The sequence below is a fragment of the Pseudomonas sp. R11-23-07 genome, assembly GCF_003852295.1.
Taxonomy (GTDB): Bacteria; Pseudomonadota; Gammaproteobacteria; order Pseudomonadales; family Pseudomonadaceae; genus Aquipseudomonas.
In genome coordinates, this window is record NZ_CP027761.1 from 1,869,266 (window position 1) to 1,895,679 (window position 26,414).

Annotated in this window: 28 protein-coding genes and 1 pseudogene; 14 read left to right on the top strand and 15 right to left on the bottom strand. The window is 59.9% G+C overall.

Going from position 1 to position 26,414, the window contains the following annotated elements:
• Positions 1 to 21 precede the first annotated feature (21 nt).
• Together htpX and C4J84_RS08555 are read right to left on the bottom strand one after the other, a co-directional pair.
• Positions 22 to 909 (bottom strand): protease HtpX, encoded by an 888-nt coding sequence (htpX, locus tag C4J84_RS08550; RefSeq protein ID WP_124361920.1) that lies wholly within the window; start codon positions 907 to 909, stop codon positions 22 to 24.
• A gap of 304 nt (positions 910 to 1,213) precedes the next feature.
• Positions 1,214 to 2,425, bottom strand: a complete 1,212-nt coding sequence (locus C4J84_RS08555; protein ID WP_065885153.1) for a pyridoxal phosphate-dependent aminotransferase — start codon at positions 2,423 to 2,425, stop codon at positions 1,214 to 1,216.
• A 202-nt stretch (positions 2,426 to 2,627) separates the two neighbouring features.
• Between C4J84_RS08555 and msrB the strand changes: the two genes are divergently transcribed.
• Together msrB and C4J84_RS08565 are read left to right on the top strand one after the other, a co-directional pair.
• Entirely contained in the window at positions 2,628 to 3,020 is a 393-nt protein-coding gene (gene msrB / locus C4J84_RS08560; protein ID WP_124370136.1) for a peptide-methionine (R)-S-oxide reductase MsrB, read from the top strand.
• 151 nt (positions 3,021 to 3,171) lie between these two features.
• The gene (locus C4J84_RS08565; RefSeq protein ID WP_124370137.1) at positions 3,172 to 3,657 is read left to right on the top strand and encodes a glutathione peroxidase; all 486 of its coding nucleotides are present in this window, start codon (positions 3,172 to 3,174) and stop codon (positions 3,655 to 3,657) included.
• On the opposite strand, the gene C4J84_RS08570 is transcribed toward C4J84_RS08565, so the two are convergent.
• Positions 3,650 to 5,962, bottom strand: a complete 2,313-nt coding sequence (locus C4J84_RS08570; RefSeq protein ID WP_124372406.1) for a response regulator — start codon at positions 5,960 to 5,962, stop codon at positions 3,650 to 3,652. The two genes, C4J84_RS08565 and C4J84_RS08570, sit on opposite strands and share 8 nt — an antisense overlap.
• Positions 5,963 to 6,129: 167 nt before the next feature.
• Here C4J84_RS08570 and C4J84_RS08575 point away from each other — a divergent pair, with 167 nt between their 5' ends.
• Both C4J84_RS08575 and C4J84_RS08580 read left to right on the top strand, forming a co-directional pair.
• Positions 6,130 to 7,020 carry an ATP-binding protein gene (locus C4J84_RS08575; protein WP_124370138.1) on the top strand — a complete coding sequence of 297 codons (891 nt, stop codon included), beginning with the start codon at positions 6,130 to 6,132 and terminating at the stop codon, positions 7,018 to 7,020.
• Entirely contained in the window at positions 7,017 to 7,499 is a 483-nt protein-coding gene (locus C4J84_RS08580) for a GAF domain-containing protein (RefSeq protein ID WP_124361924.1), read from the top strand. The genes C4J84_RS08575 and C4J84_RS08580 overlap by 4 nt, the downstream gene beginning before the upstream one ends.
• 208 nt (positions 7,500 to 7,707) lie before the next feature.
• Here C4J84_RS08580 and C4J84_RS08585 read toward each other — a convergent pair whose 3' ends face one another.
• The 7 genes from C4J84_RS08585 to C4J84_RS08615 form a co-directional block, all read right to left on the bottom strand.
• The gene (locus C4J84_RS08585) at positions 7,708 to 11,343 is read right to left on the bottom strand and encodes a transporter substrate-binding domain-containing protein (RefSeq protein ID WP_124435172.1); all 3,636 of its coding nucleotides are present in this window, start codon (positions 11,341 to 11,343) and stop codon (positions 7,708 to 7,710) included.
• A gap of 8 nt (positions 11,344 to 11,351) precedes the next feature.
• Positions 11,352 to 11,978, bottom strand: coding sequence for a response regulator transcription factor (locus tag C4J84_RS08590; protein ID WP_124366395.1), 627 nt, complete (start codon positions 11,976 to 11,978; stop codon positions 11,352 to 11,354).
• 255 nt (positions 11,979 to 12,233) lie between these two features.
• Complete coding sequence (locus C4J84_RS08595) at positions 12,234 to 12,629, bottom strand: response regulator (protein WP_124370140.1); 396 nt, start codon at positions 12,627 to 12,629, stop codon at positions 12,234 to 12,236.
• Between the two features lie 167 nt (positions 12,630 to 12,796).
• Positions 12,797 to 14,128 (bottom strand): deoxyguanosinetriphosphate triphosphohydrolase, encoded by a 1,332-nt coding sequence (locus C4J84_RS08600; protein WP_124361928.1) that lies wholly within the window; start codon positions 14,126 to 14,128, stop codon positions 12,797 to 12,799.
• Between the two features lie 162 nt (positions 14,129 to 14,290).
• Positions 14,291 to 14,632: a hypothetical protein gene (locus C4J84_RS08605; protein ID WP_124361929.1), complete on the bottom strand. Its 342-nt coding sequence runs from the start codon at positions 14,630 to 14,632 to the stop codon at positions 14,291 to 14,293.
• Complete coding sequence (locus tag C4J84_RS08610) at positions 14,629 to 15,018, bottom strand: phage holin family protein (protein WP_124366397.1); 390 nt, start codon at positions 15,016 to 15,018, stop codon at positions 14,629 to 14,631. The genes C4J84_RS08605 and C4J84_RS08610 overlap by 4 nt, the downstream gene beginning before the upstream one ends.
• A gap of 4 nt (positions 15,019 to 15,022) precedes the next feature.
• On the bottom strand, positions 15,023 to 15,337 hold the full coding sequence (locus C4J84_RS08615) for a YqjD family protein (protein WP_124361931.1): 315 nt from the start codon (positions 15,335 to 15,337) through the stop codon (positions 15,023 to 15,025).
• Between the two features lie 345 nt (positions 15,338 to 15,682).
• On the opposite strand from C4J84_RS08615, the gene C4J84_RS08620 reads away from it, so the two are divergent.
• From C4J84_RS08620 to C4J84_RS08635, 4 genes are all read left to right on the top strand, one after another.
• On the top strand, positions 15,683 to 16,891 hold the full coding sequence (locus C4J84_RS08620) for an ammonium transporter (protein ID WP_124370141.1): 1,209 nt from the start codon (positions 15,683 to 15,685) through the stop codon (positions 16,889 to 16,891).
• A 67-nt stretch (positions 16,892 to 16,958) separates the two neighbouring features.
• Positions 16,959 to 17,195 carry a glutaredoxin family protein gene (locus C4J84_RS08625; protein ID WP_124370142.1) on the top strand — a complete coding sequence of 79 codons (237 nt, stop codon included), beginning with the start codon at positions 16,959 to 16,961 and terminating at the stop codon, positions 17,193 to 17,195.
• Positions 17,196 to 17,268: 73 nt separating this feature from the next.
• Positions 17,269 to 17,604: a transcriptional regulator gene (locus C4J84_RS08630; protein ID WP_124370143.1), complete on the top strand. Its 336-nt coding sequence runs from the start codon at positions 17,269 to 17,271 to the stop codon at positions 17,602 to 17,604.
• A gap of 73 nt (positions 17,605 to 17,677) precedes the next feature.
• A complete protein-coding gene (locus C4J84_RS08635; protein ID WP_124370144.1) occupies positions 17,678 to 18,568 on the top strand; it encodes a pseudouridine synthase in 891 nt (296 codons plus the stop codon).
• A gap of 53 nt (positions 18,569 to 18,621) precedes the next feature.
• On the opposite strand, the gene C4J84_RS08640 is transcribed toward C4J84_RS08635, so the two are convergent.
• Both C4J84_RS08640 and mobA read right to left on the bottom strand, forming a co-directional pair.
• Positions 18,622 to 18,843 carry a YgdI/YgdR family lipoprotein gene (locus C4J84_RS08640; protein WP_003189935.1) on the bottom strand — a complete coding sequence of 74 codons (222 nt, stop codon included), beginning with the start codon at positions 18,841 to 18,843 and terminating at the stop codon, positions 18,622 to 18,624.
• Positions 18,844 to 18,922: 79 nt separating this feature from the next.
• A complete protein-coding gene (gene mobA / locus C4J84_RS08645; RefSeq protein WP_124366401.1) occupies positions 18,923 to 19,525 on the bottom strand; it encodes a molybdenum cofactor guanylyltransferase MobA in 603 nt (200 codons plus the stop codon).
• A 76-nt stretch (positions 19,526 to 19,601) separates the two neighbouring features.
• Between mobA and moaB the strand changes: the two genes are divergently transcribed.
• Both moaB and glp read left to right on the top strand, forming a co-directional pair.
• Positions 19,602 to 20,141, top strand: a complete 540-nt coding sequence (gene moaB, locus C4J84_RS08650) for a molybdenum cofactor biosynthesis protein B (RefSeq protein WP_048729884.1) — start codon at positions 19,602 to 19,604, stop codon at positions 20,139 to 20,141.
• On the top strand, positions 20,125 to 21,351 hold the full coding sequence (glp, locus tag C4J84_RS08655; protein WP_124370145.1) for a gephyrin-like molybdotransferase Glp: 1,227 nt from the start codon (positions 20,125 to 20,127) through the stop codon (positions 21,349 to 21,351). The genes moaB and glp overlap by 17 nt, the downstream gene beginning before the upstream one ends.
• A 253-nt stretch (positions 21,352 to 21,604) precedes the next feature.
• Here the strand turns inward: glp and C4J84_RS26605 are convergent.
• Positions 21,605 to 21,869 (bottom strand): annotated as a pseudogene (locus C4J84_RS26605) (short-chain dehydrogenase); the annotation flags it as partial.
• 202 nt (positions 21,870 to 22,071) lie between these two features.
• Between C4J84_RS26605 and C4J84_RS08665 the strand changes: the two are divergent.
• Together C4J84_RS08665 and C4J84_RS08670 are read left to right on the top strand one after the other, a co-directional pair.
• A complete protein-coding gene (locus tag C4J84_RS08665; RefSeq protein WP_164487767.1) occupies positions 22,072 to 22,341 on the top strand; it encodes a hypothetical protein in 270 nt (89 codons plus the stop codon).
• A gap of 168 nt (positions 22,342 to 22,509) precedes the next feature.
• Positions 22,510 to 22,758, top strand: coding sequence for a CsbD family protein (locus tag C4J84_RS08670; protein ID WP_124370148.1), 249 nt, complete (start codon positions 22,510 to 22,512; stop codon positions 22,756 to 22,758).
• Between the two features lie 242 nt (positions 22,759 to 23,000).
• Here the strand turns inward: C4J84_RS08670 and C4J84_RS08675 are convergent, their stop codons facing one another.
• Together C4J84_RS08675 and C4J84_RS08680 are read right to left on the bottom strand one after the other, a co-directional pair.
• Entirely contained in the window at positions 23,001 to 23,330 is a 330-nt protein-coding gene (locus C4J84_RS08675) for an EscU/YscU/HrcU family type III secretion system export apparatus switch protein (protein WP_124366406.1), read from the bottom strand.
• Positions 23,327 to 24,904 carry a flagellar hook-length control protein FliK gene (locus C4J84_RS08680; protein WP_124370149.1) on the bottom strand — a complete coding sequence of 526 codons (1,578 nt, stop codon included), beginning with the start codon at positions 24,902 to 24,904 and terminating at the stop codon, positions 23,327 to 23,329. The genes C4J84_RS08675 and C4J84_RS08680 overlap by 4 nt, the downstream gene beginning before the upstream one ends.
• Positions 24,905 to 25,104: 200 nt before the next feature.
• Here C4J84_RS08680 and ccmA point away from each other — a divergent pair, with 200 nt between their 5' ends.
• Both ccmA and ccmB read left to right on the top strand, forming a co-directional pair.
• Positions 25,105 to 25,740 carry a cytochrome c biogenesis heme-transporting ATPase CcmA gene (gene ccmA / locus C4J84_RS08685; protein WP_124435173.1) on the top strand — a complete coding sequence of 212 codons (636 nt, stop codon included), beginning with the start codon at positions 25,105 to 25,107 and terminating at the stop codon, positions 25,738 to 25,740.
• On the top strand, positions 25,737 to 26,405 hold the full coding sequence (ccmB, locus tag C4J84_RS08690) for a heme exporter protein CcmB (protein WP_124361944.1): 669 nt from the start codon (positions 25,737 to 25,739) through the stop codon (positions 26,403 to 26,405). Before ccmA ends, ccmB begins: the two co-directional genes overlap by 4 nt.
• Positions 26,406 to 26,414 lie beyond the last annotated feature (9 nt).

A 26,414-nucleotide genomic window follows, 5' to 3' on the forward strand; every position in this document is an offset into this window, starting at 1 on the left:
TTTCTGTGTTGCCCTGCGCTATCAGCCGCGACGACGCAATGCGTCAATCCGCTCTTCCAGCGGTGGGTGGCTCATGAACAGGCGAGCCAGGCCCTGCTTGACGCCGCCGTTGATGCCGAAGGCGGTCAGGCTGTCCGGCATATGCACCGGCAGGCCTTGTTCGGAGCGCAGGCGTTGCAGTGCGCCGATCATCGCGCTGGTGCCCGCCAGGCGCGCGCCGGCTTCGTCTGCGCGGAACTCACGTTTACGCGAGAACCACATTACGATGGCGCTTGCCAGGAAGCCCAGGACCAGCTCGGCGAAGATGGTTGCCACGAAGTAGGCGATACCGCGGCCTTCTTCGTTCTTGAAGATCACCTTGTCGACGAAGTTGCCGATGATTCGCGCAAAAAACATCACGAAGGTGTTCACCACGCCTTGGACCAGCGCCAGGGTGACCATGTCGCCGTTGGCCACGTGGCCGATCTCGTGGGCCAGCACCGCCTTGACTTCGTCGGGCGAAAAACGCTCCAGGAGCCCCTGGCTGACAGCGACCAGCGCGTCGTTCTTGTTCCAGCCGGTGGCGAAGGCGTTGGCCTCATAAGCAGGGAAAATCCCCACCTCGGGCATTTTGATGCCTGCTTCTTGAGACAACTGCTCCACGGTTTGCATCAGCCATTGTTCATGGCGAGTGCGTGGTTGAGTGATGATCTGGGTGCTGGTGCTCATTTTCGCCATCCACTTGGAGATGAACAGCGAGAACAGCGAACCGGCAAAACCGAAGACCGCACAGAAAATCAGCAGCTGATTGAGGTTCAGATCAACCCCGTTGGCCGCCATGAACCCGTCGAAGCCAAAAAGGCTCAGGGTGACGCTGGCAATCAGTACGACCGCCAGGTTAGTGGCCAAGAACAGCAGGATGCGCATCATGGTTGTAGAATTCTCCTCATGCTTAATATGTCGCTTACTGCGGGGTATATAAGGTGCGGCATGGGGTGATTCAACCGAGCGACTATTTCAAACTGTGTCCTACAGCGAAAATGTAGCGCCTTGAAGGGATTTTCCCACAACAATTAGCCTCGCCGGTTCGCCGCCAAGCGTGTCGCACCCCCGTTAACGCTAGGGTAGGGCGCCTGGCGCGGTGCTATCACCCCGTTCGAGGTCGCCCGCGCCAGAGAAGTGTTGCCAGATAATCGCTGTACGACCAAATGCAGGTCGTACGGCATCATTTGCGTTACTGGCGATAGGACTTCAGGAAGTTGCCGATGCGACCGATCGCCATATCCAGTTCATCCACGCGCGGCAACGTCACCACGCGGAAGTGATCCGGCCACGGCCAGTTGAAGGCGGTGCCTTGCACCACCAGCAGCTTTTCCGACAGGAGCAGGTCGAGCACGAACTTTTCGTCGTTGAGGATCGGGCAGACTTTCGGATCGATCCGCGGGAACGCGTACAACGCACCCATGGGCTTTACGCAACTGACGCCCGGGATCGCATTGAGCAACTCCCAGGTGCGGTTACGTTGCTCCAGCAAACGACCTTGGGGCAGTACCAGGTCGTTGATGCTCTGGTAGCCGCCGAGGGCGGTCTGGATCGCGTGCTGGCTCGGCACGTTGGCGCACAGGCGCATGTTGGCCAACATGTCGATGCCCTCGATATAGCTCTGGGCGTTGTGCTTGGGCCCGGAAATGGCGATCCAGCCGGAGCGGAATCCCGCCACGCGGTAGGACTTGGACAGGCCGTTGAAGGTCAGGCACAGCAGGTCTGGCGCCAGGGAGGCGGTGCACACGTGGACGGCGTCATCGTAGAGGATCTTGTCGTAGATCTCGTCGGAGAACACCACAAGGTTGTGTTGGCGCGCCAGTTCGAGCATGCCCAGCAGCACTTCCCTGGAGTACACGGCACCGGTGGGGTTGTTCGGGTTGATGATCACCAGGGCCTTGGTGTTCGGGGTGATCTTGGCCTTGATATCGGCCAGGTCCGGGAACCAGTCGGCCCCTTCGTCGCACAGGTAGTGCACCGGGTGGCCACCGGCCAGGGTCACGGCGGCGGTCCACAACGGATAATCCGGCGCCGGCACCAGCACTTCGTCGCCGTTGTTGAGCAAGGCCTGCAGCGACATCACAATCAGCTCGGACACGCCATTGCCCAGGTAGATGTCTTCAATCCCGACACCTTCGACCTGTTTTTGCTGGTAATACTGCATCACCGCCTTGCGCGCGCTGAACAGGCCCTTGGAGTCGCTGTAGCCTTGGGCCGTGGGCAGGTTGCGGATCACGTCCTGGAGGATTTCGTCTGGCGCTTCGAAACCAAAGGGCGCCGGGTTGCCGATGTTCAGCTTGAGGATGCGATGGCCTTCCTCTTCCAGGCGTTTGGCGTGCTTGAGCACCGGGCCGCGAATGTCGTAGCAGACGTTGGCGAGCTTGTTCGATTTGCTGACCTGCATGGTGATGTGATCCTGAAAATGAACGATCCAGACGGCACAGGCACTACCGTACTGTGAATCCCGCGCACCGCGCACCCATAAATACGTTTGAATGGTGATGGCGCGGGTGCCAGACTGGCGTTTTGAAGAGGCGCAATCATACGTGCCGCCTGATCCACGGAAAAGACACAGATCAGGGTTTTTCAGTTGCCGAGGTGTACCGATGGAAAAGCTGCAGAAAACCATTGAAGAATGGAAAGCGATGCTCGACCCGGAGCAATATAACGTGTGTCGGCTCAAAGGCACCGAGCGGCCGTTCTCCGGCAAGTACAACGAGACCAAGACCGACGGCGTGTACCACTGCATTTGCTGCAATGAACCGTTGTTCGATTCCAAGGCCAAGTTTGACTCGGGCTGCGGCTGGCCAAGCTTCTACGAGCCGATTGCCGATAACGCGATGGTCGAGATCCGTGACATCAGCCACGGCATGATCCGCACCGAAGTCACCTGCGCCAAGTGCGACGCGCACCTGGGGCATGTGTTCCCGGACGGTCCGCCACCGACCGGGCTGCGCTACTGCATCAACTCGGTGTGCCTGGACCTGGTGCCGCGCTAGGCGAGTACCCGCGTGGTCAAATGTGGGCGGGGGCTCGCTCCCCCCATGTGAGGCCCTGGGTTGATTGCACGTCATCATTGCCGTCAATTGAGTTGACGCTATTGAATGGCGAGTTACCTTTCTGCTTCTTCCCTTAATCAAAGGCACTGCCATGAGCGACAACTTGCTGAGCATCCCTTGCACCACCATCACCGGTGAGCAAAAGACCTTGGCCGATTTCGCCGGCAAGGCCATTCTGGTGGTCAACACCGCCAGCAAGTGCGGTTTTACCCCGCAGTACAAGGGCCTGGAACAGCTCTGGCAGCAATACAAGGACCAGGGCCTGGTGGTGCTGGGCTTTCCGTGCAATCAGTTCGGCAAGCAGGAGCCGGGCAACGAAGGCGCGATAGCCGAGTTCTGCGAATTGAACTTCGGCGTCAGTTTTCCCTTGTTCAAGAAAATCGACGTCAATGGCAGCGATGCCCACCCGCTGTTCGTGCAGCTCAAAAGGGCTGCGCCAGGGCTGCTGGGCTCGAAGAACATCAAGTGGAACTTCACCAAATTCCTCATCGGGCGTGACGGCAAAGAGGTCAAGCGTTTCGCCCCGACCACCAAGCCCCAGGACCTGAGCCAAGAGATCGAAGCCCTGCTCAAATGAGACGTGTCGTCTCAGGCACCCACAGGTCCAGCAGGGCCTTGAGTTCCTCGCGGCGAAACGGCTTGGCCAGGTAATCATTCATCCCCGCGGCACGGCAACGCTCACGTTCTTCGGACAGGGCGTTGGCGGTCAGGGCGACAATCGGCAGGTCCGGCCAGCGACCGCTCTGGCGAATTTGCCGGCTGGCCTCGTAGCCGTCCATCACCGGCATGTTGCAGTCCATCAACACCAGATCGAAACGCTGGTCCTCAAGGAACTTGAGGGCTTCGCCACCATGGGCGGCCACGATGACCTCGCAGCCGAGCTTGCCGAGCATGCCCTTGGCCACCAGTTGATTGACCGGGTTGTCCTCCACCAGCAGGATGCGCGCACGTTGGCTGAGGGGCGCGGCGTCGATTTGGACCGGGTCCAGAATTGGCTGCGTGTCGCTGCGCAAATTACGCTGCAGGATTTGGTACAGCGCGTTACGGCTCAGCGGGCGGGCTTGTTGCTGCAGCGGCGCCAGGGCCGCGACTTCTTCGCTGGGCATGAAGTTGCCATAGGCAGTCACCACCAGAATCGGCGCGCTGATGCCCGGCCTCAGGCGGAACAGGCACTCCGGGCAGTCGGTGATCAACAGGTCGGGGTACTGTCCGCTCAGGTCGTCTTCCATGGAGTAGCAACGCGGCGCCAACCCCCAATGGGGCAGCAGGGTCGTGAGCAACTCCCCCAGGCCACTGCTGTGGTGGGTGATGACGATCACATCCCCCACCAATGGCACCCGAGCTGCCGCCGGCAGGTGTGTGGGCAACGGCAGGTCGGCGCAGAACTGGCTGCCGAAGCCGACCTCCGAACTGATGCTCAAGCGGCCCTGCATGGCTTCGCAGAGGTTATGGGTCAATGCGAGCCCCAGGCCGGTGCCGCCGAATTGGCGCGTAATACCAGCGCCGGCCTGGGTGAACGGCTGGAAAATCTTGACCTGTGCATCCTGGGCAATCCCGATACCGGTATCACAAACTTCAATGCGCACTCCGTCGCCGTGGTGGCTCAGGCGCACATCCACCCGGCCGAAGCGGGTGAACTTCAAGGCATTGGACAGCAGGTTACTGACGATTTGCCGTACCCGCGTCGGGTCGCCAATGACTTGGGCAGCAAACAGCGGGTCGATCAGGCAGGTCAGTTCCACGCTGGGCGCGGCGTTTTGCGACAACAGGTTGGCGGTGTCTTCCACCAGTGAGCCGAGGTCGAACGGGATTCGTTCAAGCTCCAGTTGACCCGCGTCGAACTTGGACAGGTCGAGGATATCGTTGAGCAACTCCACCAATACCTTGCCGGAGTCATGAGCAATGGACAATTGCTGGCGCTGCTCGGCGTTGAGCGGGCTGTCCAGCGACAGGGCAATCATGCCCAGCAGGCCATTGAGCGGGGTGCGGATTTCATGGCTCATATTGGCCAGGAACGCCGCCCGAGCCTGGGCCATGCCCAGGGCGGTCATCCGTGCTGCTTCCAGCTCATCATTGATCTGGCTCAAGCGTTGGTTGCTGGTCTTGAGCTCAAGGGTGCGCGCAGAAACGATGTCTTCCAGTTGGCCCAGGTATTCGGTGAGACGATCTTCGGCATGGCGACGCTGCTGGATCTCGGTTTCCATGTTTTCGAATTGCTGGTTGGCAACGTTGACCAGCACGCCGATTTCGTCGTGCTCATGCCCTGGCGGGCAGTCCAGACGCGCCTGTTTGCGCGTGCTCAACGCGCGAATAATGCGCACCAGCGGCTGGGTGAGCATGACGTAGAACAAGCCCAGCAAGATCCCGGTCAGCAGCAGGCTGCGCACAAAACCATTGAGCAACGTGACCTCGGCGCGGCGCAGGAAACGGCTGCCAAACGCGTAGGTATCGACATCAAGGCGCAGCACACCCAGGGATTCGTTGGGCATATGGCTGAGGTACAGGCGGTCTTCGAATTGACGGTTGGCACCGAACAGAAAATCGCTGACAGGCCGATAATGGCTTTCCTTGCGCGGCCGCTCGACGTCGGCCAGCACCATGCCGTTGTTGTCGACCAGCTGTGCGTGGGCGATGGCAGGGGAGTGCAGCAGGCCCAGGGTCAGTTCCTGGGCAAGTTCGGCATCGATGTTGTAGGCGATACGCGAGGCAGGGTTATGGCTGATTTCGATCAGCGAGCGTATTTCACGGTTGATGGATGCGTCTTCACTGGCATAATCAATGCCGATTTGGATAAAACTGAGCAAGGTTCCCAAGACGAAACCGACCAGCACAGTCAATCTGGCTTGTTTATAAGACAAGCGGTGGGCGAACTTGATATCCATCGAGTGTTGAACCACTTCACGTTTCCCTTCGCCCGGCAAGCATAGCTGAACATCCCACCAGCGCTGACTTGCCCGGCATAAATCGATTTTCTTGACGCAGCCTTGTGCGGTCTGCCACAGGGTTGCCAATACGCCATCTTTTACAAGAACTTGCCAGAGGAATAGATGTGGATTCTCGATTGAATGCCTTTCTTGAACGGGCTGACGCCGTGCTGGCGCGCCTGGAGCCCCTGTTACCCGCACCGCGTCAAGCCATCGACTGGAACCAGTGCCTGGCCGCCCGCTGGCAGCGCGAAGGCCGTACAGGCTTCCTGTTGCCGCTGGAAGTCAGCCTGGACATGCGCCTGTCGGACCTGATCGGCGTCGACAAGCAGCGTGAACAGCTGGCGCGTAACACCCAACAGTTTCTCGACGGCTTACCTGCCAACCATGCGCTGCTATGGGGTTCGCGTGGCACCGGGAAATCATCCATGGTACGCGCCTTGCTCGCCCAGCACGCCGAGGCCGGCCTGCGCTTGATCGAAATCGAGCGTGACCACCTGGCCGACCTGCCGCGCGTGGTCGAGCAACTGCTCAAGCTGCCGCAGCGTTTCATCCTGTTCTGCGATGACCTGTCGTTCGATGCCGGGGAAGGTGACTATCGCGTGCTCAAGAGCGTGCTGGATGGCTCCCTGGAGCAGGCGCCGGAAAACGTGTTGCTGTATGCCACCTCCAATCGTCGTCACCTGGTGCCGGAGAACCAGAGCGACAACGACAATTGGAAGCGCGTGGATGGCGAACTGCACCCGAGCGAGGCGGTAGAAGACAAGATTGCCTTGTCCGACCGTTTTGGCTTGTGGCTGTCGTTCTACCCGTTTACCCAGGAGCACTTCCTGAATGTGGTGGAGCACTGGATCGGCGAATTGGCCGGCAAGACCGGCCTGCAGTGGCAGCGTGATGAACAACTCGACATTCTCGCCGTGCGCTGGGCGACCGGGCGCGGCAACCGCAATGGCCGCTGCGCCTATCAGTTCGCTCGTTACTGGGTGGGTCTCAAATTGCTGGAGCGTCAACCATGATCGATTTACAACAGGCCGGCACCGGCCTCGAGGGCTATGCGCTGCTGTGTGCGCAACTGGAGTCGCTGCTGGCGGATGAGCGGGATTTCATCGCCAACAGCGCGCAATTTTCCGCGTTCCTGTTCAATCAGTTGGACGACCTGAACTGGGCGGGTTTCTATCTCAATCGCAATGATGAGCTGGTTCTTGGACCCTTCCAGGGCCAGATCGCCTGCGTGCGCATCCCTTTTGGTCGTGGCGTGTGTGGTGCCGCAGCGGCGTCCCGGCAAACCCAGCGAGTGGAAGACGTGCATGCGTTTGCCGGGCACATTGCCTGTGACAGCGCCTCCAACAGTGAGTTGGTGGTGCCGCTGGTCAAGAACGGCCAATTGATTGGCGTCCTTGACCTCGACAGCCCGTCGCTGGCGCGTTTTACGCCTCAGGACCAGGCGGGTATCGAACAACTCGCGGCTATCTTCCTGCGCTTGACCGATTGCTGAGCGAGCGAGGCGGGGGGCAAGCCCTAATGCCAGTGAGTTAAGAAGTAGAAAGGGTAAAAAGTAACCTGTGGCGAGGGAGCTTGCTCCCGCTGGACTGCGCAGCAGTCCCATCTTTGGGGCCGCTTCGCGGCCCAGCGGGAGCAAGCTCCCTCGCCACAGGTACAGTGTTCGCCCTTAACTGACTGGCATTAGGGCAAGCCCCTGCCTCCTATTGGCCGTCCAGGTCATGCAGTTGAACCTGCAGTGCCCGTTCCAGCTCGAGCATGAGCTTTTCCAGGGATTTGACCCCCGTCTCGATCACTCGCCGATCATCGTTGCGCGAGCAGGCCTGCTCCAGTGTTTCGCACTGCCCGGCCAAGGCATTGGCTTGGACTATGCGTGCGGCCCCCTTGATCTTGTGGGCCTGTTCGATGATGTCGGTGGATGAAGCCTTGCGATCCAGCAGCGCAATGAGTGCCTGACGATCATCAACGCTGCTGGTCAGCAGTTCTTCGAGCAGGCGTCGACTCAATTGCGAATCCCCTCCGGTCAGCGCGTCCAGGCATCCCAGGTCCAGCTGCGGGCTCGTGGGCTGGGGGATGATCTGTGCCAACTGCCGTTCCAGCACGGTGAGGCTGATAGGTTTGAACAGGCAGTCATCCATGCCCGCTTCCATGCAGCGTTGTCTTTCCTCCGGTTGTGCATTGGCGGTAAACCCCAGTACCACGCAGTGCGCCAACTGTTCGCGTTGCTCGTACTCACGGATGGAACGGCTCAACTCGTAGCCATTCATGATGGGCATGTTGCAGTCGGCGATCACCAGGTCGAACTGTTCCTGGCGCCAGGCCTGGAACCCGGCGGCACCATGCTCGGCGGCAGTGAATTGATGACCCAGGTAGCCCAGTTGCTGGCACATCAGCAGGCGGTTCGCCGGATGGTCGTCTACTACCAGTACATTGAGCACCGGGGTAGAGACCGGCTTCGCAGGCGTGTGTTCACCCTGGGGGGTGATCGGATGCAGGCGCGGCATTTTCAGGTTGACGTGCACCTGGGTGCCGACCATGGGCACGCTGCTCAGGCTCAGCTGGCCGCCCATCATTGCGCAAAGGCTGCGGCAGATCACCAAGCCCAGGCCGGCACCGCTTCTGGCCAGGTGCCCGGAATTGTCGGCCTGGGCGAACGGCTCGAACAGGCGCAGTTGGTCGTCCCGGTTGATGCCGATACCGGTGTCTTCCACGACCAGCTTCACGTCGACCTGTTCCTGGGTCTGGCTCGGTTGCACCTCCACCTTGATTTTCACCTGGCCGTGTTCGGTGAACTTGATGGCGTTGCTCACAAGATTGGACAGCACTTGCTTGAAGCGCAGCGGGTCTATGAGGACTTCGATGTCGTTCAGGTCGGGCTTGAACTCCAGTAGCAGGCTGAGGGTTTTCTGGCGCGCAAGACCGTCAAACACGCGTACCACGGACTCGATCACCTCGCGCAGATTGACGCGTTCCGGCGCCAGGCTGAGACGGCCGGACTCAATGCGCGCGATGTCGAGAATGTCGCCTATCAGCTCCAGGAGATCCTTGGCTGAGTTGTAGGCCACTTCTATCGCCGGACGGTCGAGATGCCCTTGGTCGGCCCGCTTGAGCGTCAGTTCGAGCATGCCGATCACGGCGTTCATGGGGGTGCGGATCTCGTGGCTCATGGTGGCAAGGAACGTGCTTTTGGCGCGGTTGGCCTCGTCGGCGCGCTCTTTGGCGGCGCGCAGTTCATCGAACAACTGACGCCGTTCACTGATGTCGATCCAGCCGCCGATGATGCCCTGGACTTCGCCAGTGGAATCGCGGTAGGGCAGGATCCAGTGGTAGATCGTCAGCTTCCTCTCCTCGATATGCAGGGTGCGGTCCAGAATCAATGGATTGCCCTCAGCCACCACCCGCAGGTAGTCGGCATGGTACTGCGCTGCTTCGGGCGCGAGGGCCATGCTCATCTGGGTCACGCTTTTGCCGATCACGTCCTCCCGCTTGACGTCGAAGGCCTGCAGATAACTGTCGTTGCAGGTTTGCAGCAAGCCATTACGGTCGCGTACATAGATGGGGTGCGGTGTTTCGTTGACCAGCGCGCGCATGAATTCGAACTGATCGTTGAGGGCGCGCTCGGCCATTTTTCGTTGCCTGATCTGGCGCCGCATGTAGGCATTCCAGGTCAGGGAAATCAGGAGCAGCAAACCGGTACCGATGACGATTTTGGCAATCAGTTGGTTGTAATTGCGCCAGTAGCTATCGGATTCGACTGTGTAGCCACGCCAGCGACTGTTGATCACCCCCATTTCATCCGGGGCGATACTGAGCAGCGCTTTATCGAGGATCGAGCCCAACTCGGTGGCATGGCGAGAGGTGGCCAGGGCGAACGTCGCTGGCGTGGTGCCAATACTCGTGGTGATCTGCAGCTTGTCCCGGAAAACCTTCGAGGACAGGAAATAGTTAGCGATCAACAGTGTGTTCACAGCGCCATCCACTTGCCCTTGTGCAAGCAACTCGGAGGCCCTGAAGGTATCGCCGGTTTCCACCAGTTGAATCCGCGGAAAGTCTTTGCGCAGGATTTCGGCCAGCGGAGTGCCCAGAGTCACCGCCAGGCGCTTGCCCGCCATCTGCTCCAGGTTCAGCGGTGCTCCGGGTTCTTTGCGGGTCAATAGCACGTACGAGTTTTCCAGGTAGGGACGGCTGAAATTCAGCTGCGCCTCCCGTTGGTTACTCGGCACGATCGCCCCGATCATATCGACTTTCTGCGTGGCGACCTGCTCGATCATATCGTCGACTTTACGTCCGCGCTGCACCGCAAAACGCAAGCCGGTCCGCAAGCGAATGAGTTCAAGAAGGTCGGCGGTGATGCCGCGAAAATTGCCCTCCGCATCGAAGAAGGTGAGCGGGGCAAAGGTTTCATTCACGATGACCGTTACCACCGGGTGCGCCTTCAACCAGCGTTCTTCGCGCGGGGTCAGTTGCAGTTTCTCGTCGGTCAGCAAGATATCGCTGCCGGCGCTCCAACGCTTGGCGATGCTATCCCGCTCATTGATGGGCACGGCCGCCAGCACCGTGTCGACAATGCTCAGGAGAACGAGGTTGTCGTGGCGCAGGGCAAAGCTGAAGCCATAGGCCTCATGCTTGCCGAAGTTGGCCATGCGAACGTTTTTGAGGTAGCCCTTGTTAATCATGAAGTGGGTGGAAATCGTATCGCCAAGAAATACATCCGCCTGGTCAAACGCCACTGCATTCAGGGCATTTTGATAAGAGGGATAGGTGCGGATATCCGCCTTGGGGTACAGCTTCTCCACTTCATCGAACGGCAGGTAATGATAGACGAGGCTCAAGCGCAGCCCTTCAAGGCCATCGCTGAGGCTGCGGGTTTCCCCCTCGCGAGTGACCAGTACAGGCTGGTCCACGGCGTAAGGTGCCGACAATGTGAGATTGGGGTTCGCGGCCTCAAAGCCGTTGGAGGAGCCCAGCAAATCGATGTCGCCAGCTTCGAGGGCTTGAATGGCGGCCACCCGGGTAGGGTAGCGCAGGACCTTCACCGGTATGGCCAGTGCCTTGGCCAGCAGGCCTGCATAATCTGCGGTAAGGCCTTCGTAATCGCGACCACTGGAGGTGAGGTCGAACGGCGGGTAGTCAGGCGCGGCAGTACCCAGCACCAGTTCGCGCTTGTATTGCAGCCACTGGCGCTGGGTCCTGTCCAGTTGAGTGTTCAGTTGAACGATTCCGGCGCGGCTCAATAAAGTGAAGTGTTGCGGGTCGGTGGAGTCGTCCGCAAGCACGGTAGTGCTGAAGTACAAACCGGCACTCAATATGATCAAATAGTCCTTGATACGGCTGGGCATCCGTTTTCTCACACTAGCGCGTTTCGTTTTGCCATCTCGATGAGCTCGACTAAAGACTGGGCTTTTAGTTTTTGCATTAGTCGCTTTTTATACGTGCTGACGGTTTTATTACTCAGGAACATGCCCTTGGCTATTTCTTTGTTGGTGCGGCCTTGTGCAAAAAGTTGCAAGACCATGAGTTCTCGGTCGTTAACAGCCCTGAACAAGTCCAGCTCCTGCGTGTCCATGCCTTCCGTTCCATTTGCATTCAATGCCTGGCTGGGGAAGTAGTTGTACCCGGATAGTACGGCGCGGATAGCACTCAGTAGTTCACTCAGGTCGCCTTCCTTGCAGACGTAACCGTCCGCGCCCGAACGCATGCAGCGCGTGGCAAACAGCGTCGGGCATTGGGCGGTAAGTACCAGGGTTTTCATCGAAGTGTTCATGGCGTTGAATCGGCAGAGAACTTCGAGGCCGTCAAGTTTCGGAATGCTGATGTCCAGGATTACCAAGTCCGGCAGGCATTCGCGGACCATTTGTATGGCGTCGCACCCGTTATCCGTTTCTCCAACGACTTTGTAACCTTCATGTTCCAATAACATTCTGATGGCGAGCCGTATAACGGGGTGGTCGTCGATAATAAAAACGGTGTTCATAATCACATTCCATGCAGGTGCAAATAAAGCATTCACATTAGCTCAGAAGACGAGGCAGCAGCATGAAGCGTGGGGGCGACAAGCGCAAAACAGGAAGTTTCCTACACAAAGAAAGGCATAGGCCTACGAGTTGCTAGGTAATTGTGACACTAAGTGTGTGTGTTTTCAGGGCGGTTGGCGTAGCTAACGGTCACGGGTATTTTGCGACGGCTCTCTCGTTGTTTTTCGCAATTACTAAGGTATAAATTCCTACACTTATAATGGGTGAGTTGAACTCATTAAACGCTCAAGTTCATCTTTATTTAACGGTTTTGATAAACAACCCAGAAGTGGCAGATTACGCTGCGCAGCTTGTGCGGTCAGTTTGAGTAATTCCGTCGTTGGTAGCCCGCTCAATAGAATCGCTCGGGTAATAAACTGACCACGGCTGGCGATTTCTACCAACTCAAGTCCGGGCAGGTCGGGCAGGCATTGGTCGCATAACATCAAGTCGAAGGGGAATTCAGACTGGGTCATGGTGCGTATGGCCTGTTCGGCATTTTCGACGGGGGTGAGCTGGTGGAAGCCGAAGCTTCTAAGCAAGCATTGGGTGGCGAGGAGTTGAAAAGGGTGATCCTCCACCAAAAGAATACGAAGGGGATAGTTGGGCATAGAGAGTACACAGTGAGTCAAGCGTCGATGGGAGCGTAGGAACTGCTCGTCTTGTCTGCGATGGCGTGCGTGATTATTCCTCGGGAATATGTACGAATTCGATCAGGCCGCTCTGTTCCCATCGTAGGGCGATTCGTTTCAGGCAACAGAGCGAGTCGATCGAGTCGTTATTGAGGGCTGGAGCGCCCGGTCATCTCTCGCGCCATCTCGGTGGCATAGCTGTCGGTCATGCCGGCGATGAAGTCGATCATGCGCAGGAACGAGGCGTGCAACGGCCAGGCAGGGTCCGGCGCGCTGTTGCCCAGCAAGTCAAGAATGCGCCGGTGCTTGAACGACGGCGTACGCCCGCCGTGTTGCTCCAACGCCGCACCGCAAAAAGCGTTCAGCAGAATTTCCAGGGTGGTGTAGGCGCCGATTTCATGCAGGGTCTTGCGTTTGTCCTGGAAGATTTTCTTGCGCGCCATGTCTTTGGCATCCAGTACGCAACGCTTCGCCGGACCGTGCATATGCTCAACCAGGTCGCCAGGCAGGGTGCCGGCAAGCAGGGCGTCCTGTTGTTCGACGAATGCGCGCGCCGCTGCGTTGGTCAGGTGCTCGATGGCCTTGCCGCGCAGGATCGCCAGCTTACGCCGACGGGAATCCTGCGGGCCCAATTGTCGATACGTCTGCGGCAGGTCATCACCCACCAGGTCGAGCAGCAGTGACTCGACTTCGGCGTACTCCAGCAAGTCCATCTCCAGGCCATCTTCCAGGTCAATCAGCGCATAGCAGATGTCGTCGGCGGCTTCCATCAAGTACACCAACGGGTGGCGGGCCCAGCGTTGCTCCTCCAGTTGAGGCAGGCCGAGTTTATGCGCGATCTGTTCCAGAATCGGCAGCTCGCTCTGGTAGCAGCCGAACTTGTGTTTCTTATAGCCCAGCGAGTCCGCGTGGCGGGCAGTCCAGGGGTACTTGAGGTAAGTGCCCAAGGTGGCATAGGTCAGCCGCGTGCCGCCGTCGAATTGATGATATTCAAGCTGGGTCAATACGCGGAAACCCTGGGCGTTGCCTTCAAAGTTGAGGAAGTCATTGCGCTCGGCGTTGCTCATGTCATCCAGCCAGCCGCGCCCGGCGGCCTGCTGGAACCAGTGGCGAATGGCGTCTTCGCCGGAGTGCCCGAATGGCGGATTGCCGATGTCATGGGCGAGGCAGGCCGATTGCACCACCATGCCCAAATCGCTTGGATCGCACCAGTCGGGCAGGGCGCCGCGCAACGTTTCACCGACGCGCATGCCAAGGGAGCGGCCCACACAGCTGACTTCCAGCGAGTGAGTCAGGCGCGTGTGGATATGGTCGTTGCTCGAAACCGGATGCACTTGGGTCTTGCGGCCCAGGCGACGGAAAGCGCCGGAAAAAATAATGCGATCATGGTCTTTGTGAAAAGGGCTGCGGCCCAGCTCTTCAGGGCTATGCAGGGGCTTGCCAAGACGTTCGCGGGTCAGCAGGGTAGGCCAATCCAAGGCAGGTACTCTCCGTACGGTGAATGACACCTGCAGCTTCCCGTTTCCACGCGGGCGGGGCAAGCGGAAATCTTCAGGTGGACAGCGGCAAACAACAGGCGCTGACCGCCGTTGCGCAGTTGCCCGGCGGTCAGGTTGTAGCGTGGGGCCAGCGAGCGGGGCTTATTTTCTGCGCGAAGCGCCTTGCATGGCCAGTTTGATCAGCGGGATCAACCCGGCACCCAGCCGTACCAGGCGCGTCACGCTGCTGATGCTGCCGCCCTTGGCGCCCTTGCCGGTGAAGAACCCCATCAATGTCACCGCCGCCACGCCCCACAGCGGCGCGTGCTTGATGCCCAGGCTGTCTTGCCAGTTGTGACGCAGGTCGCGCACTTTGTGCAGCGGCGCCATCAGTTGCTGGGACTCGTGACGGATTTCCTGACGGTGCATTTCCATGCGCAGGCGGATCAACGCCTTGCGCATCTCCCGACGGGACGAGTTTTGCGGGATTTCAGGCAGGCTCATGGCAACAGGCGCTCCCGGTCATTGGCCAATTCTTCGAGGGTGGCGTGGAAGGGCGTGGACTCATCGAACACTGCCGCTTTCAAACGTACCCCGCAGAATGCTGCGGCCAGGCTGTAAAACACGCACAGACAGATGATCCCGGTCAGGCGGTAGCCGGTGTCCCATACCAGGATCATCACCAACGTCGATAGGCCTACCAGTAACAGCAGGGCAAACACCAAGGCCAAGCCGGCAAACAGCAGCAGGCTGACCGTGCGTGCCTTCTGTTCCTGTAACTCGATGCCAAACAGTTCGACATGGCTGTGCAGTAAGCCGAGCACGGCAGCGCCCAGGCGGCGGGAGGTGGTACCTGCGCCCTTAGACGAGCTGGATTCGTCGATAGCCATGATATTAACGCCTGGTAGCCAACAGACCGATCAAAAAGCCCACGCCCGCCGCAATGCCGACAGACTGCCATGGGTTGGCCTGCACGTAATCTTCGGTTGCGGTAATGGCCGCCTGCCCGCGCTCGCGCAGGGAGTCTTCGGTCAATTGCAGGGTTTCGCGGGCCTTGAGCAGGCTTTCGTGAATCTTGGTGCGCAGCTCATCGGCCTGGTCACCGGCCAGGATGGCAGTGTCGTCCAGCAACCTTTCAGTATCGCTGACCAGGGTCTGGAAATCCGCCATCAGTATTTCTTGAGCAGTCTTTGCTGTTTTGCCGGCCATGGTTATCTCCGTGTGTGGCTGTTCTGTACGTGTGGTTTCGAGTCGCCGGGTTCGCCGAAGGTTCACTGCGATTGTGTGGTACAGCTTTTGCTTTGCCTTGGTGCGCATGCCCTGGGGCCTGCGCTGAATCCGGGCGGTCGAGGTGAAAACCTTGAAAAACCTTACCCTAATTAACTGAAACTCGCGCAAATACCCCGTCGGGGAGCGCCGGTTGTGTTGATCGCTGCGCTAAAGCAGTTCACGTCCTCTGAAGAAGGACGGCGGCTTTGGTGCCAATTTGGTGCGATCAACCCCGGCTTGAACCGCTTTGGTGCTGTTTGCCTTACCGCAGGCCTGCCAACCTCCATGGAAAATCTGCAAAGTGCGGTGGACACCCTTGTCCATAGCTCCAACACCCTGTTCATCCTGATCGGCGCGGTCATGGTCCTGGCCATGCACGCCGGTTTCGCCTTTCTGGAAGTCGGTACGGTGCGCCAGAAGAATCAGGTCAACGCGTTGTCGAAAATCCTCAGCGACTTCGCGATCTCCACCCTGGCTTATTTCTTTATAGGCTATTGGATCTCCTATGGGGTCAGCTTCATGCAGCCGGCGGCGGTGATCAGCGCGGATCATGGCTACGGCCTGGTGAAGTTTTTCTTCCTGCTGACCTTTGCCGCCGCGATCCCGGCGATCATTTCCGGGGGGATTGCCGAGCGCGCGAAGTTCGCGCCGCAGTTGTGCGCGACGGCATTGATCGTGGCGTTCATCTACCCGTTCTTCGAAGGCATGGTGTGGAACGGCAACTTCGGCCTGCAAGCCTGGCTGCTCGCGACCTTTGGCGCCAGCTTCCATGACTTCGCCGGGTCCGTGGTGGTCCATGCCATGGGCGGCTGGCTGGCGTTGGCGGCGGTGCTGTTGCTCGGCCCGCGCAACGGACGTTACCGCGAAGGGCGCCTGGTGGCGTTTGCTCCCTCGAGCATTCCGTTCCTGGCGTTGGGCTCGTGGATCCTGATCGTGGGCTGGTTCGGTTTTAACGTGATGAGCGCGCAAACCCTCGATGGCGTCAGCGGCCTGGTGGCGGTCAACTCGTTGATGGCCATGGTCGGCGGCACCGTCGCCGCGCTGGTAATCGGCCGCAATGACCCCGGCTTCCTGCACAACGGCCCGCTGGCCGGGCTGGTGGCGATCTGTGCCGGTTCCGACCTGATGCATCCGGTGGGCGCGTTGGTCACCGGTGTGGTCGCGGGGGGCTTGTTCGTGTGGTGCTTCATGGCGGCCCAGGACCGTTGGAAAATCGATGACGTGCTGGGCGTATGGCCACTGCATGGCCTGTGTGGGGTATGGGGCGGCATTGCCTGCGGGATCTTCGGGCAGACGGCGCTGGGTGGGTTGGGCGGTGTGAGCCTGGTCAGTCAGTTGATCGGCACTGCCCTCGGTGTCGCCGTGGCGCTGGGCGGCGGCCTGCTGGTGTACGGTGTGATCAAGCGCGTGTGCGGGCTGCGCCTGAGCCAGGAAGAGGAGTATTACGGGGCGGACTTGTCGATCCACAAGATCGGCGCTGTCAGCCAGGACTGATCGGCGCGCCGGTTGCCCAATGTTGGGTTTAGAATGGTGGCGTGTTTTCCATTCGAGTTGATTTGCCATGCTTCCTGAATGCCAGCTGTTCGGCACCCTGGGTTGCCATCTGTGTGAAATTGCCGAAGCCGAAATCATGCCGCTCGTCGAACACGGGTTACTCGTGGAGCTGGTGGATATCACTGATCCCGACGACTTGACCGAGGTCTACGGCCTGCGGATTCCGGTGCTTAGACGGGTGGACACCGGGGCTGAACTGGATTGGCCGTTCGACGCCGAGCAGGTGGTCGCTTTCCTGCGCTGATGTTTAGGCCATGGCGGGGTCTCCAATATTACGTTACTGTATGTTTGTACAGCGATGAATAGAGGGAACGCCCGTGGTGAATGTCGAACAACTGAAAAGCAGCGTCAATCGGATGTCCGCCGACGTCGTGCGCGATGCGGTGAGCGAGCTGCGCCTCGATGGCCTGGTCACGGAAGGCAAGACGCCCTTCAACAAAGTGCATTTCAATACCTGCTTTGCGGAAATCGAGGCGCTGTTCCAGCGTGCCGGTTATCACAAGCAGTTGGATGTGGTGGGTTACCAGGGCTTGCTCTACGCCCTGTACGATCCGGGCCGTTGGGAGGCCGTAGACGTGCTGCGCTGGCTCAAGGAGTTTACCGACGCGGCGAGCGCTTCGAAGGTTTTGCGCACGCAATTGGTCAAGGCCTGAGATCTCTCCTAGGCTCAATCCCGCGCCATGCGGGATAATACCTGCCTGTTTATTCCAGGCTTTGAGCATCTGCATGTCCACTTCCGGTTTTTCCCCGTCACAGCACCAAGCCAGCACCTTATACCTGCCGCCTGGCCCGTGGGCGACGGTGCTCGATTGCCTGTGCGATCATTTCCCGGCAATCGCCCGTGAACACTGGCTGGACCGCATTGCTCGTGGCCGGGTGCTGGATATCAACGGTCGCCCCATCCGCCTGGACCTGGCGTACAAGGAAGGCCTGTGCATTTATTACTTTCGCGAAGTGCCCAACGAGAAAGTAATCCCGGTACAGGAAACCATCCTGTACGCCGATGAACACTTGGTGGTGGCCGACAAACCGCATTTTCTGCCGGTGACCCCCGCCGGCGAGTACGTCGAACAAACCCTGTTGCGCCGTTTGATCCGGCGTCTGGACAATCCCGCCCTGGTGCCCCTGCACCGCATCGACCGGCATACCGCAGGGCTGGTGCTGTTCTCGGCCAATCCCGACAGCCGCGCGGCCTATCAGCAGCTGTTTCCCACGCGGCGCATCGATAAATTCTACGAAGCCATTGCCCCGGCCTTACCTGATCTGGCCTTCCCGCTGGTGCACAAGAGCCGGCTGGTGGACGGCGAACCGTTCTTCCGCATGCAGGAAGGCCCCGGTGCCAGCAATACCGAAACGGCAGTGGAAGTGCGCGAGAAACACGGCGATTTATGGCGCTATGGCCTGTTCCCGGTCACCGGCAAGAAGCACCAGTTGCGCGTCCACATGACTGCGCTCGGGGCGAGCATCTGCAATGACCCGTTCTATCCCAACGTGATCAAGGACGCGGTGGACGACTACGCCAACCCGCTCAAGTTGCTGGCCCAGGGCGTACGTTTCATCGACCCGGTCAGCGGCCAGCAACGCACCTTTCGCAGCGAAATCACCCTGGACTGGTAAACGCCAGAAACGACAAGGCCCGCGCGAGGCGGGCCTTGTGTGCAAGCGCTGGCTTACAGGTCTTTAACGGTACGAACCTGATCTTTGTTGATACGGGTGTGTTTGCCGTCCAACTGCTCGAATTCGTAGAAGCCCGAATCTTCATCGTATTTCGGGGTGTCGACGGCCTGGATTTCGCGACCGTCATTCAGGGTGATCACTGTTGGCGAAGCGCAACCGGCGAGGGTGGCGAGGCCCAGTGCAAGCATGAGAGCGGCGATGGTCCGTTGAGTCATGAGTGTGTCTCCGAGAGAATACTTTTGAAATGCTGACCTTGTGACGTGTGCAACGCCGGCAAAGTTCCTGATGCAAGACTCATTCTGACACGCCAGCCTGTGGGTGCAACAGCTCGGGGGTATTAAGATTGGCCAGGCGCGGGTCATCGGTGGCGCATTCGAGCGCCACGCCACCCAGTTGCAGGAAAATTTTCCGCGGGCTGCGTTCGCCCGCTTGCCAGGCTCGTTCCACTTGTTCTTTAAGGGCGGTGGGGAGGATGCAGAGCAAGGGTTCCCAGAACTCGCCGTGGCGAATCATCACCGGAACCTGCGGGTTGCAGCGCGCTGTGGCACGCAAGTCGGCCAGCAGTCGTGCATCGATGCGCGGCACATCGCAGGGCAGGATCAGCAGATGCCCATGGCGTGCAGCGAACAGTCCCGCGCGGATGCCGGCAAGTGGCCCGGGAAAGTCCGAGCTGTCGTCGCTCACCAGTTGGTCGGCATAGGGCGCATACCGCGCGTGGTTGCGATTGCACGAGATGATCAGGTCGTCCGTCAGCGGCCGCGCCAGGCGTTGCAGGTGCGCAATCAAGGGCTCGCCGCGCCATTCCAGCAGCCCCTTGTCCTGGCCGCCCATGCGTTGGCCACGCCCACCGGCCAACAATAAAATCGAGCAAGGCAGGGGTGAAGATTCAACAGACATGGCGGTTCCGCTGCGGCATGGAAATAGGGGCCTGTGATATAACATCGGGCTGTTCCTTCGACAACCGGACCGTGCCATGAACGCCAAGGCCGATGCGCCCTTCGTACCCCTGAATATCGCTGTATTGACCGTCAGCGACACCCGTACCCTGGACACCGACACGTCGGGCCAGGTCTTCGTCGACCGCCTGACCGCCGCCGGCCACACCCTGGCCGAACGGGTGCTGCTCAAGGACGACCTCTACAAAATTCGCGCCCAGGTTGCCCATTGGATCGCCGAGGACGTGGTGCAGGTCGTGCTGATCACCGGCGGCACCGGCTTCACTGGCCGCGACAGCACGCCCGAAGCGGTGAGCTGCCTGTTGGACAAGCAAGTCGATGGTTTCGGCGAGCTGTTTCGCCAGATATCCGTAGCCGACATCGGCACGTCCACGGTGCAGTCCCGCGCCTTGGCCGGCCTGGCCAATGGCACCCTGGTGTGCTGCCTGCCGGGTTCCACCAATGCGGTGCGCACCGGTTGGGACGGCATCCTGGCGGAACAGCTGGACAACCGTCATCGGCCGTGCAACTTCGTCCCCCACCTGAAACAGGCCGAGCCTTGTGAATCGCGTGGATAAGCCCGGCAAGTCCGGTGCCTTGATGCCGGTGGAAGTGGCCTTGCAGCGTTTGTTGGACATGGCCGACGCGTCGCCGATCCGCGAGCACGAAAGCCTGCGCCTGGCCGAGTGCGATGGCCGCGTATTAGCGCAAGACCTGGTCTCCACCCTCGACCTGCCGCCCTGGCCCAACAGCGCCATGGACGGCTACGCGTTGCGCGTGACGGACTGGACCGGCGAACCCTTGCCGGTCAGCCAACGCATTTTCGCCGGCAATGCGCCAGAGCCTCTGGCGGCCGGCACCTGCGCGCGCATCTTTACCGGCGCGCCGGTGCCCCAGGGTGCGGACTGCGTGGAAATGCAGGAAAACGCGACCCTTCACGGCGATGAGCGCGTGAGTTTCAGCGAGCCGCTGCACGCGGGCCAGAACATCCGCCCACAAGGCCAGGAAACCACGGTCGGCGAGTTGGTGTTGCCCGCGGGCACGCGCCTGGGCCCGATCGAGTTGGGCCTGGCCGCTTCGCTTGGGCGCGATCACCTGGACGTGGTGCGCCGGGTGCGGGTGGCCGTGCTGTCGACCGGCGATGAGCTGATCGAGCCCGGTTTGCCGCTGGGGCCAGGCCAGATCTATAACAGCAACCGCCGCGTGCTGTGCAGTTGGCTGACGCGAATGGGCTGTGAAGTGATCGATGCCGGCATCTTGCCGGACGATCTGCAACAGACGCGTACGCGATTGGCCGGCGTGGGCAGCGTCGACTTGATCCTGTCCACCGGCGGTGTATCCGTGGGCGAGGCGGATTTCCTCGGTATTGCCTTGCGTGAAGAGGGCGAGCTGGCGCTGTGGAAATTGGCGATCAAACCGGGCAAGCCGCTGACCTTCGGGCATTTTCGTGGCGTGCCGGTGATCGGCCTGCCGGGTAACCCCGCGTCGACCCTGGTGACGTTCGCCCTGTTGGCGCGGCCTTACCTGCTGCGCCGCCAAGGTGTGCAAGACGTTGCGCCGCTACGTTTCAAAGTGCCGGTGGGGTTCGTATGGCCCAAACCAGGCAACCGCCGCGAGTATCTGCGCGGGCGTATCGAGCAGGGCCAGGCGCTCATCTACGGCAACCAGAGCTCCGGCGTGTTGCGCAGTGCAGCGTGGGCGCAAGGGTTGGTGGAAGTGCTGGAAGGGACGACCTTGGCGGTGGGCGATCAGGTCAATTTCATTCCGCTGAGTGAAGTCCTGGATTGATTCCGCCTACTCAATGTGGGCCATCGTAAAGGCCTGGGTTCCATCTACTGCAGATGGAACCCAGGCAACGGCTCACATTATCTTCGCAGTTCACGTTTTTCGCGTTTCTGTCGAGCGAGTGCAAACGCAATAACGCCGAATGCCAAAGCGGTGACACCTGCGATGAGCAGTGGACGATCTCTCCAGCCGCCTTCGATCTTCCTCGTCGATTTCGGGTCGGGCTGTTCCAGCGGTGCGTGAAAGCGAACCTCCTTCAAATTGAGGCGCGCGCCGTCATTGAGCGTCAACGTCAGGTCTTCGATAACACCCGCGACCCGCTCAGGGAACACTGGGTCTCCCAGCGCGTCGAGTTCGTCGTACAGGAATTTCTGACCTTCAAGCCATCCTACGGCAGTCATAAGCTCGGGGCTCAAGTAGTATTTTCCATCGAGGAAAAAGCCTGGAAAATGATGAGTTCGCTCCTGGCTCTCGATTAAATACCGCTCCCCTGGCTTCATGCCGGTTGCTGAGTCGATCATGGTCACATCCTCCATTCACTGGTTAAGCGATAGAGGGAGCGTCCAATTGATCGTTCAATCGAAGTGACCGGGAGCCGACGACCCCCTCAGCCAGCCTATTTCGACGCAGCAAAAATTTGAACCGCCCGTGAACGCGCTTACCTAATGATTAGCTTGTGACGAATCGCACAGGCAATTTGCCAATATCGGCATATTCCGAGAGGTGGGGAACGTGGCTAAAGACGAGAAGAAAAGCAAAGGTGAAGGTTCGAAAGCCAGCAAGGAATTGAAAGACAAAAAGTCTTCACCCGCAAAAAAATCCGCAGCGGCATCGGCTCTTTCAAAATCTTCGGAAAAGAAAGACAAGAAAAAAGATGCCGAACCCAAGAAGTCCGTGAAAAAAGCTGACAGCAAGCCAGAAAAGGCGAAGAAGTCAGAGAAGACAGAGAAGAAGTCAGAGAAAGCAGAAAAGCCGGCGAAAAAGAAAAAATGATACCTGCTAGGGCCTCGTGCCCTAGCTTCTCCAAGCTCGGGGTCTTCGATTCCTGGGGTTCATCAACTTTGAACTAATCATGACGCCCATCCCCCTAACGCTGTGCAGATAACCCCTGGCTTGGGTCGACCCTGAGCTGATCAATGACACGCAAAGGTGTGGTGAATCATGAAGAGTGAACAAGCAGAAGGTGTTGCACAAAAACTCGCCGGCAAGGCACAAAGTGCGGTCGGGAAGTTGTTGGGTGATTCGAAGATCGAAGCAGAAGGTGTTGGTCGACAAGCTGCCGGTCAGCTGTCCCAGACCTATGGCGACGCGCTGGACAGCGTATCTACGTTCGTTAAAGAAAAACCAGTCGCCGCGCTCGCGATTGGCGCGGTGGCCCTGCTGGTGCTGGACCGTCTCCTGCGCCGCTGAGGTTTATCGGCTTGGTCCGATAGCGCAGGTTCAGGTGACTGATACACCGCTATCGGGGCAAGCCTCAACGCCGATCAGTTGAGCGAAAGGGGCTCATTGTAGGAGCGAGCTTGCTCGCGAAAAACGTCCAGGCAACGTGTTCATTCTGGATAAACGCGGGGGCTCTGAGTCTTTCGCGAGCAAGCTCGCTCCTACATAGCAAGCCCCCTCCCATATTTGAATCGGTGTTGGCCTGGCTTTATTCAGTAGTCGTCGCCACGTTCCGTCACATCCCGCTCCACCGGCCCCGCGTCGGGGTCATAGCCCACTGGGAACTTGCCCTTCAAGGTCCAGGCAAACGCGATGATTTCGGCGATCGTGCGGTACAACTCTTCCGGAATACTGTCCCCCAGTTCCATGCGCGCCAGCAGCTTCACCAATTCGGCGTTTTCATAGATAGGCACTTCATTTTCCCGCGCCAGCTTGAGGATCGCTTCAGCCAGGGCCTCATCGCCCTTGGCGGTCAGGGTGGGGGCTTGCTGGCCGTCGTACTTGAGGGCGATCGCCTGGCGGGGAGGTGAGGGGTTCTTCATGCGGTCTCATCCACCCAGCGTTGTTCCAGTCCGGTTTTGGGCCCGCGCGGCGGGGTGCCGAGGTGGCAATCCAGGTCGCCAACGTTAAGCCCGGACGCCACCAGGCGTTCGCGCAGGCTGCCCAGGTGGTTTTCGATCAGGCTGGCGGTAAAGGGCCGTGTCGCCCATAACTGGCTTGAGAGTTTGCCCTGAGTCAGTTGCGCCTGCACCTGCAACGGCCCCAACGGCTCCATATCGAACGCCAGTTCCACGCGCCAGAGCATCTGCTTGGGGTCTTTGCGCTCTTTGCGGTCGGGCTGCTCTTTATCCGCGGGCGGCTCCTCGCGCTGGAATTTCACCTGCAGCGGTACGATGTCCTGCAGGTTGCGCATGGGGATTTCCAGTTGCCAGGTGGTTTGCAGGCGGCCATCGGCGGTGGTGCCGGTCTGTTCCAGGCTCGACAATTGATGGCTCTGTAAGCGCGCGATCGCCCCGGCGGCCAGGCGCAGCAGGTTTTCCAGGTCGCCTTCGCCTTCCAGTTTTGCCATCAGCCGCTCGGGCAGCGGGAAACTCGCGGGCGTCTGACGCGCACTGACCTGACCGAGGGTGCCCAACGGGCTGCGCACAAAATTGGGCAATACCTGGGCCAGGGTATTGGCGGCGAGGATGGCATTCAGATTGGTGCTGGCGGGCAGGGCAGGCAGCAGGTCCGCGACCAAGCGCAGCAGCGCGCCCTTCATGTCCAGCGGTGGTATTTGCGGATTCTGCCCGGCAAGCAGCTTGGCCTCCAGAAAGGCCCCGCTGTTCTGCACCAGTTGCGCCAATACCTTGGGGTTACTGACTTGCGCCAGGTCGGGCAATGCCGCAAGTAAACGCTCGGCCGCCCCACGCAGGTCGGCGGAGGTGCTGTCGCCACGGGGCAGGTTTTGCAGGGCGGTAAACACCGCATCCAGCGAGCCTTGGCGACTTTGCTGGGTCGAGAGCTGCTGCGCGACAGCCAGTTGATCCTTCATGCCGCTCAAGGGCACGAAGCTCAGGGTCTGCGCGTCCTGCACGACCGCGCTGAGCAGGCTGCCAACCCTTAACGGCTGCGGGCTTTCCACGGTGAGGGTGGCAGTGGTCATTGCGTTATTGAGCACGCTCACCAGCGAGCGATAGACCGCCGGCTGCGCGCTGCCCTGGGGCAGCAGCTGGGTGGTCAGCACCTTGGCTTGCAGCAGCGTGCCTACCGGCATTTGGGCGGTGTCGATGCGGGTGAGGGCGGCGACATTGGCGCTCAACGCCTGCTGCAGCGAGAGGGTCAGGTTGCCCGCTTGCGTCTGGCCCACGGCCACGTTACTGCCCAACGGTAACGGCTGGGCGCTGCTGGCTTGCACCAGGGTCTGGCGACCGCCATCAAGCGTCAACTTCAACAGTAACTGAAAGGCTTCGCCGCCTTGTTTAAGCGCGATCACCTCGGCGTTGACGGTTTTTCCAGGCGCGATCAAGCCGGTCTGCGGCTCCAGCAGCTTGAGCAGTTCGCCGGCCGCAGGCAGCGGGGCGGGGCCTGAAGTCGCGGTTGGCGGCAGGGTAGGAAGGTTGATCTCACCGGTCATCGTGCGCATCGTCTCTGGGGAAATTGCCCTCTTTAGAGTAGGGCATCGCATGTATAATGCCGCCCGTCTGCAACGAGAGCGGTAAAAACCTCACAACTATTTGATCCAGCTCTCTAAAATCGGTCGCCAAAGCCGTTATTGTGCATTTCTCTATAACGGCCGCTGCACCGCCGACTTGAACCGTAAAGGCCCGCGATCTCTTGACCAGCCCTCTTCTTGAAGCCGTAGCGCTTGCCTGTGAACGCGACCTGCGCCTGCTGTTCGAACACCTCGAATTGCGCCTGGCGGGTGGCGACATGGTGCAAATCAGCGGCCCCAACGGCAGTGGCAAGACCAGCCTGCTGCGCTTGCTGGCCGGGTTGATGCAGCCGACGGCAGGCGAGGTTCGGCTTAACGGCAAGCCCCTGCATGAACAGCGCACCGAGTTGGCCCGCAACCTGATCTGGATCGGCCACGCCGCCGGGATCAAGGACGTACTCACCGCAGAAGAAAACCTCAGTTGGCTCAGCGCGCTGCATCATCCCGCTGGTCGCGATGCCATCTGGCAGGCCCTGGCAGCTGTCGGTCTCAAGGGCTTCGAAGACGTGCCCTGTCACGCCCTCTCCGCCGGCCAGCAGCGTCGTGTCGCGCTGGCGCGCCTGTACTTGCCGGGCCCGCCGCTGTGGATTCTCGACGAACCATTCACCGCCCTCGACAGACAAGGCGTGGCCCAATTGGAAGAACACCTGGCCCGGCATTGCGAGCAGGGCGGGTTGGTGGTGCTCACCACCCACCACACCCTGGCGCGCAGGCCCGCCGGTTACCGTGAACTGGATCTGGGGCGGTGGTCGGCATGAGTGTGTTTGCGCTGCTGGTCGCCCGCGAAGCACGCCTGTTGTGCCGTCGCCCGGCAGAACTGGCCAACCCGCTGGTGTTCTTCGCCATCGTGGTTGCCTTGTTCCCCTTGGCGGTCGGTCCGGAGACTAAACTGTTGCAAACCTTGTCCCCGGGACTGGTGTGGGTAGCGGCGCTTTTATCCGTGCTGCTCTCGCTGGACGGGCTGTTTCGCAGTGATTTCGAAGACGGTTCCCTGGAGCAATGGGTCCTTTCGTCGCACCCTTTGCCCCTTCTGGTATTGGCCAAGGTACTGGCACACTGGGCCTTTTCCGGCCTCGCGCTGGTCTTGCTTTCGCCGCTGCTGGCGCTGATGCTGGGTTTGCCGGTTGAATGCTTGCCGGTGTTGCTCCTGTCCTTGTTACTCGGTACGCCAGTGCTCAGCCTGTTGGGGGCGGTGGGCGCAGCGTTGACCGTCGGGTTGAAGCGCGGTGGCCTGTTACTGGCCCTGCTGATTCTGCCGTTGTACATCCCGGTTCTGATCCTCGGCAGCGGTGCTTTGCAGGCTGCGCTGATGGGCATGCCGGCGACCGGTTACCTTCTGTGGCTTGGCAGCCTGGCCGCCCTGGCGGTAACCCTGACACCCTTTGCCATAGCGGCCGGCCTGAAGATCAGCGTCGGCGAATAATGAGGTCTG

Bases quoted from the DNA above. Each gene is read 5' to 3' on its own strand.
- htpX (WP_124361920.1), bottom strand. From the start codon at position 909: ATGATGCGCATCCTGCTGTTCTTGGCCACTAACCTGGCGGTCGTACTG.
- C4J84_RS08555 (WP_065885153.1), bottom strand. From the start codon at position 2,425: ATGCAGGTCAGCAAATCGAACAAGCTCGCCAACGTCTGCTACGACATT.
- msrB (WP_124370136.1), top strand. From the start codon at position 2,628: ATGGAAAAGCTGCAGAAAACCATTGAAGAATGGAAAGCGATGCTCGAC.
- C4J84_RS08565 (WP_124370137.1), top strand. From the start codon at position 3,172: ATGAGCGACAACTTGCTGAGCATCCCTTGCACCACCATCACCGGTGAG.
- C4J84_RS08570 (WP_124372406.1), bottom strand. From the start codon at position 5,962: ATGGATATCAAGTTCGCCCACCGCTTGTCTTATAAACAAGCCAGATTG.
- C4J84_RS08580 (WP_124361924.1), top strand. From the start codon at position 7,017: ATGATCGATTTACAACAGGCCGGCACCGGCCTCGAGGGCTATGCGCTG.
- C4J84_RS08585 (WP_124435172.1), bottom strand. From the start codon at position 11,343: ATGCCCAGCCGTATCAAGGACTATTTGATCATATTGAGTGCCGGTTTG.
- C4J84_RS08590 (WP_124366395.1), bottom strand. From the start codon at position 11,978: ATGAACACCGTTTTTATTATCGACGACCACCCCGTTATACGGCTCGCC.
- C4J84_RS08595 (WP_124370140.1), bottom strand. From the start codon at position 12,629: ATGCCCAACTATCCCCTTCGTATTCTTTTGGTGGAGGATCACCCTTTT.
- C4J84_RS08605 (WP_124361929.1), bottom strand. From the start codon at position 14,632: ATGAGCCTGCCTGAAATCCCGCAAAACTCGTCCCGTCGGGAGATGCGC.
- C4J84_RS08610 (WP_124366397.1), bottom strand. From the start codon at position 15,018: ATGGCTATCGACGAATCCAGCTCGTCTAAGGGCGCAGGTACCACCTCC.
- C4J84_RS08615 (WP_124361931.1), bottom strand. From the start codon at position 15,337: ATGGCCGGCAAAACAGCAAAGACTGCTCAAGAAATACTGATGGCGGAT.
- C4J84_RS08620 (WP_124370141.1), top strand. From the start codon at position 15,683: ATGGAAAATCTGCAAAGTGCGGTGGACACCCTTGTCCATAGCTCCAAC.
- C4J84_RS08625 (WP_124370142.1), top strand. From the start codon at position 16,959: ATGCTTCCTGAATGCCAGCTGTTCGGCACCCTGGGTTGCCATCTGTGT.
- C4J84_RS08635 (WP_124370144.1), top strand. From the start codon at position 17,678: ATGTCCACTTCCGGTTTTTCCCCGTCACAGCACCAAGCCAGCACCTTA.
- C4J84_RS08640 (WP_003189935.1), bottom strand. From the start codon at position 18,843: ATGACTCAACGGACCATCGCCGCTCTCATGCTTGCACTGGGCCTCGCC.
- mobA (WP_124366401.1), bottom strand. From the start codon at position 19,525: ATGTCTGTTGAATCTTCACCCCTGCCTTGCTCGATTTTATTGTTGGCC.
- moaB (WP_048729884.1), top strand. From the start codon at position 19,602: ATGAACGCCAAGGCCGATGCGCCCTTCGTACCCCTGAATATCGCTGTA.
- C4J84_RS08670 (WP_124370148.1), top strand. From the start codon at position 22,510: ATGAAGAGTGAACAAGCAGAAGGTGTTGCACAAAAACTCGCCGGCAAG.
- C4J84_RS08675 (WP_124366406.1), bottom strand. From the start codon at position 23,330: ATGAAGAACCCCTCACCTCCCCGCCAGGCGATCGCCCTCAAGTACGAC.
- C4J84_RS08680 (WP_124370149.1), bottom strand. From the start codon at position 24,904: ATGACCGGTGAGATCAACCTTCCTACCCTGCCGCCAACCGCGACTTCA.
- ccmB (WP_124361944.1), top strand. From the start codon at position 25,737: ATGAGTGTGTTTGCGCTGCTGGTCGCCCGCGAAGCACGCCTGTTGTGC.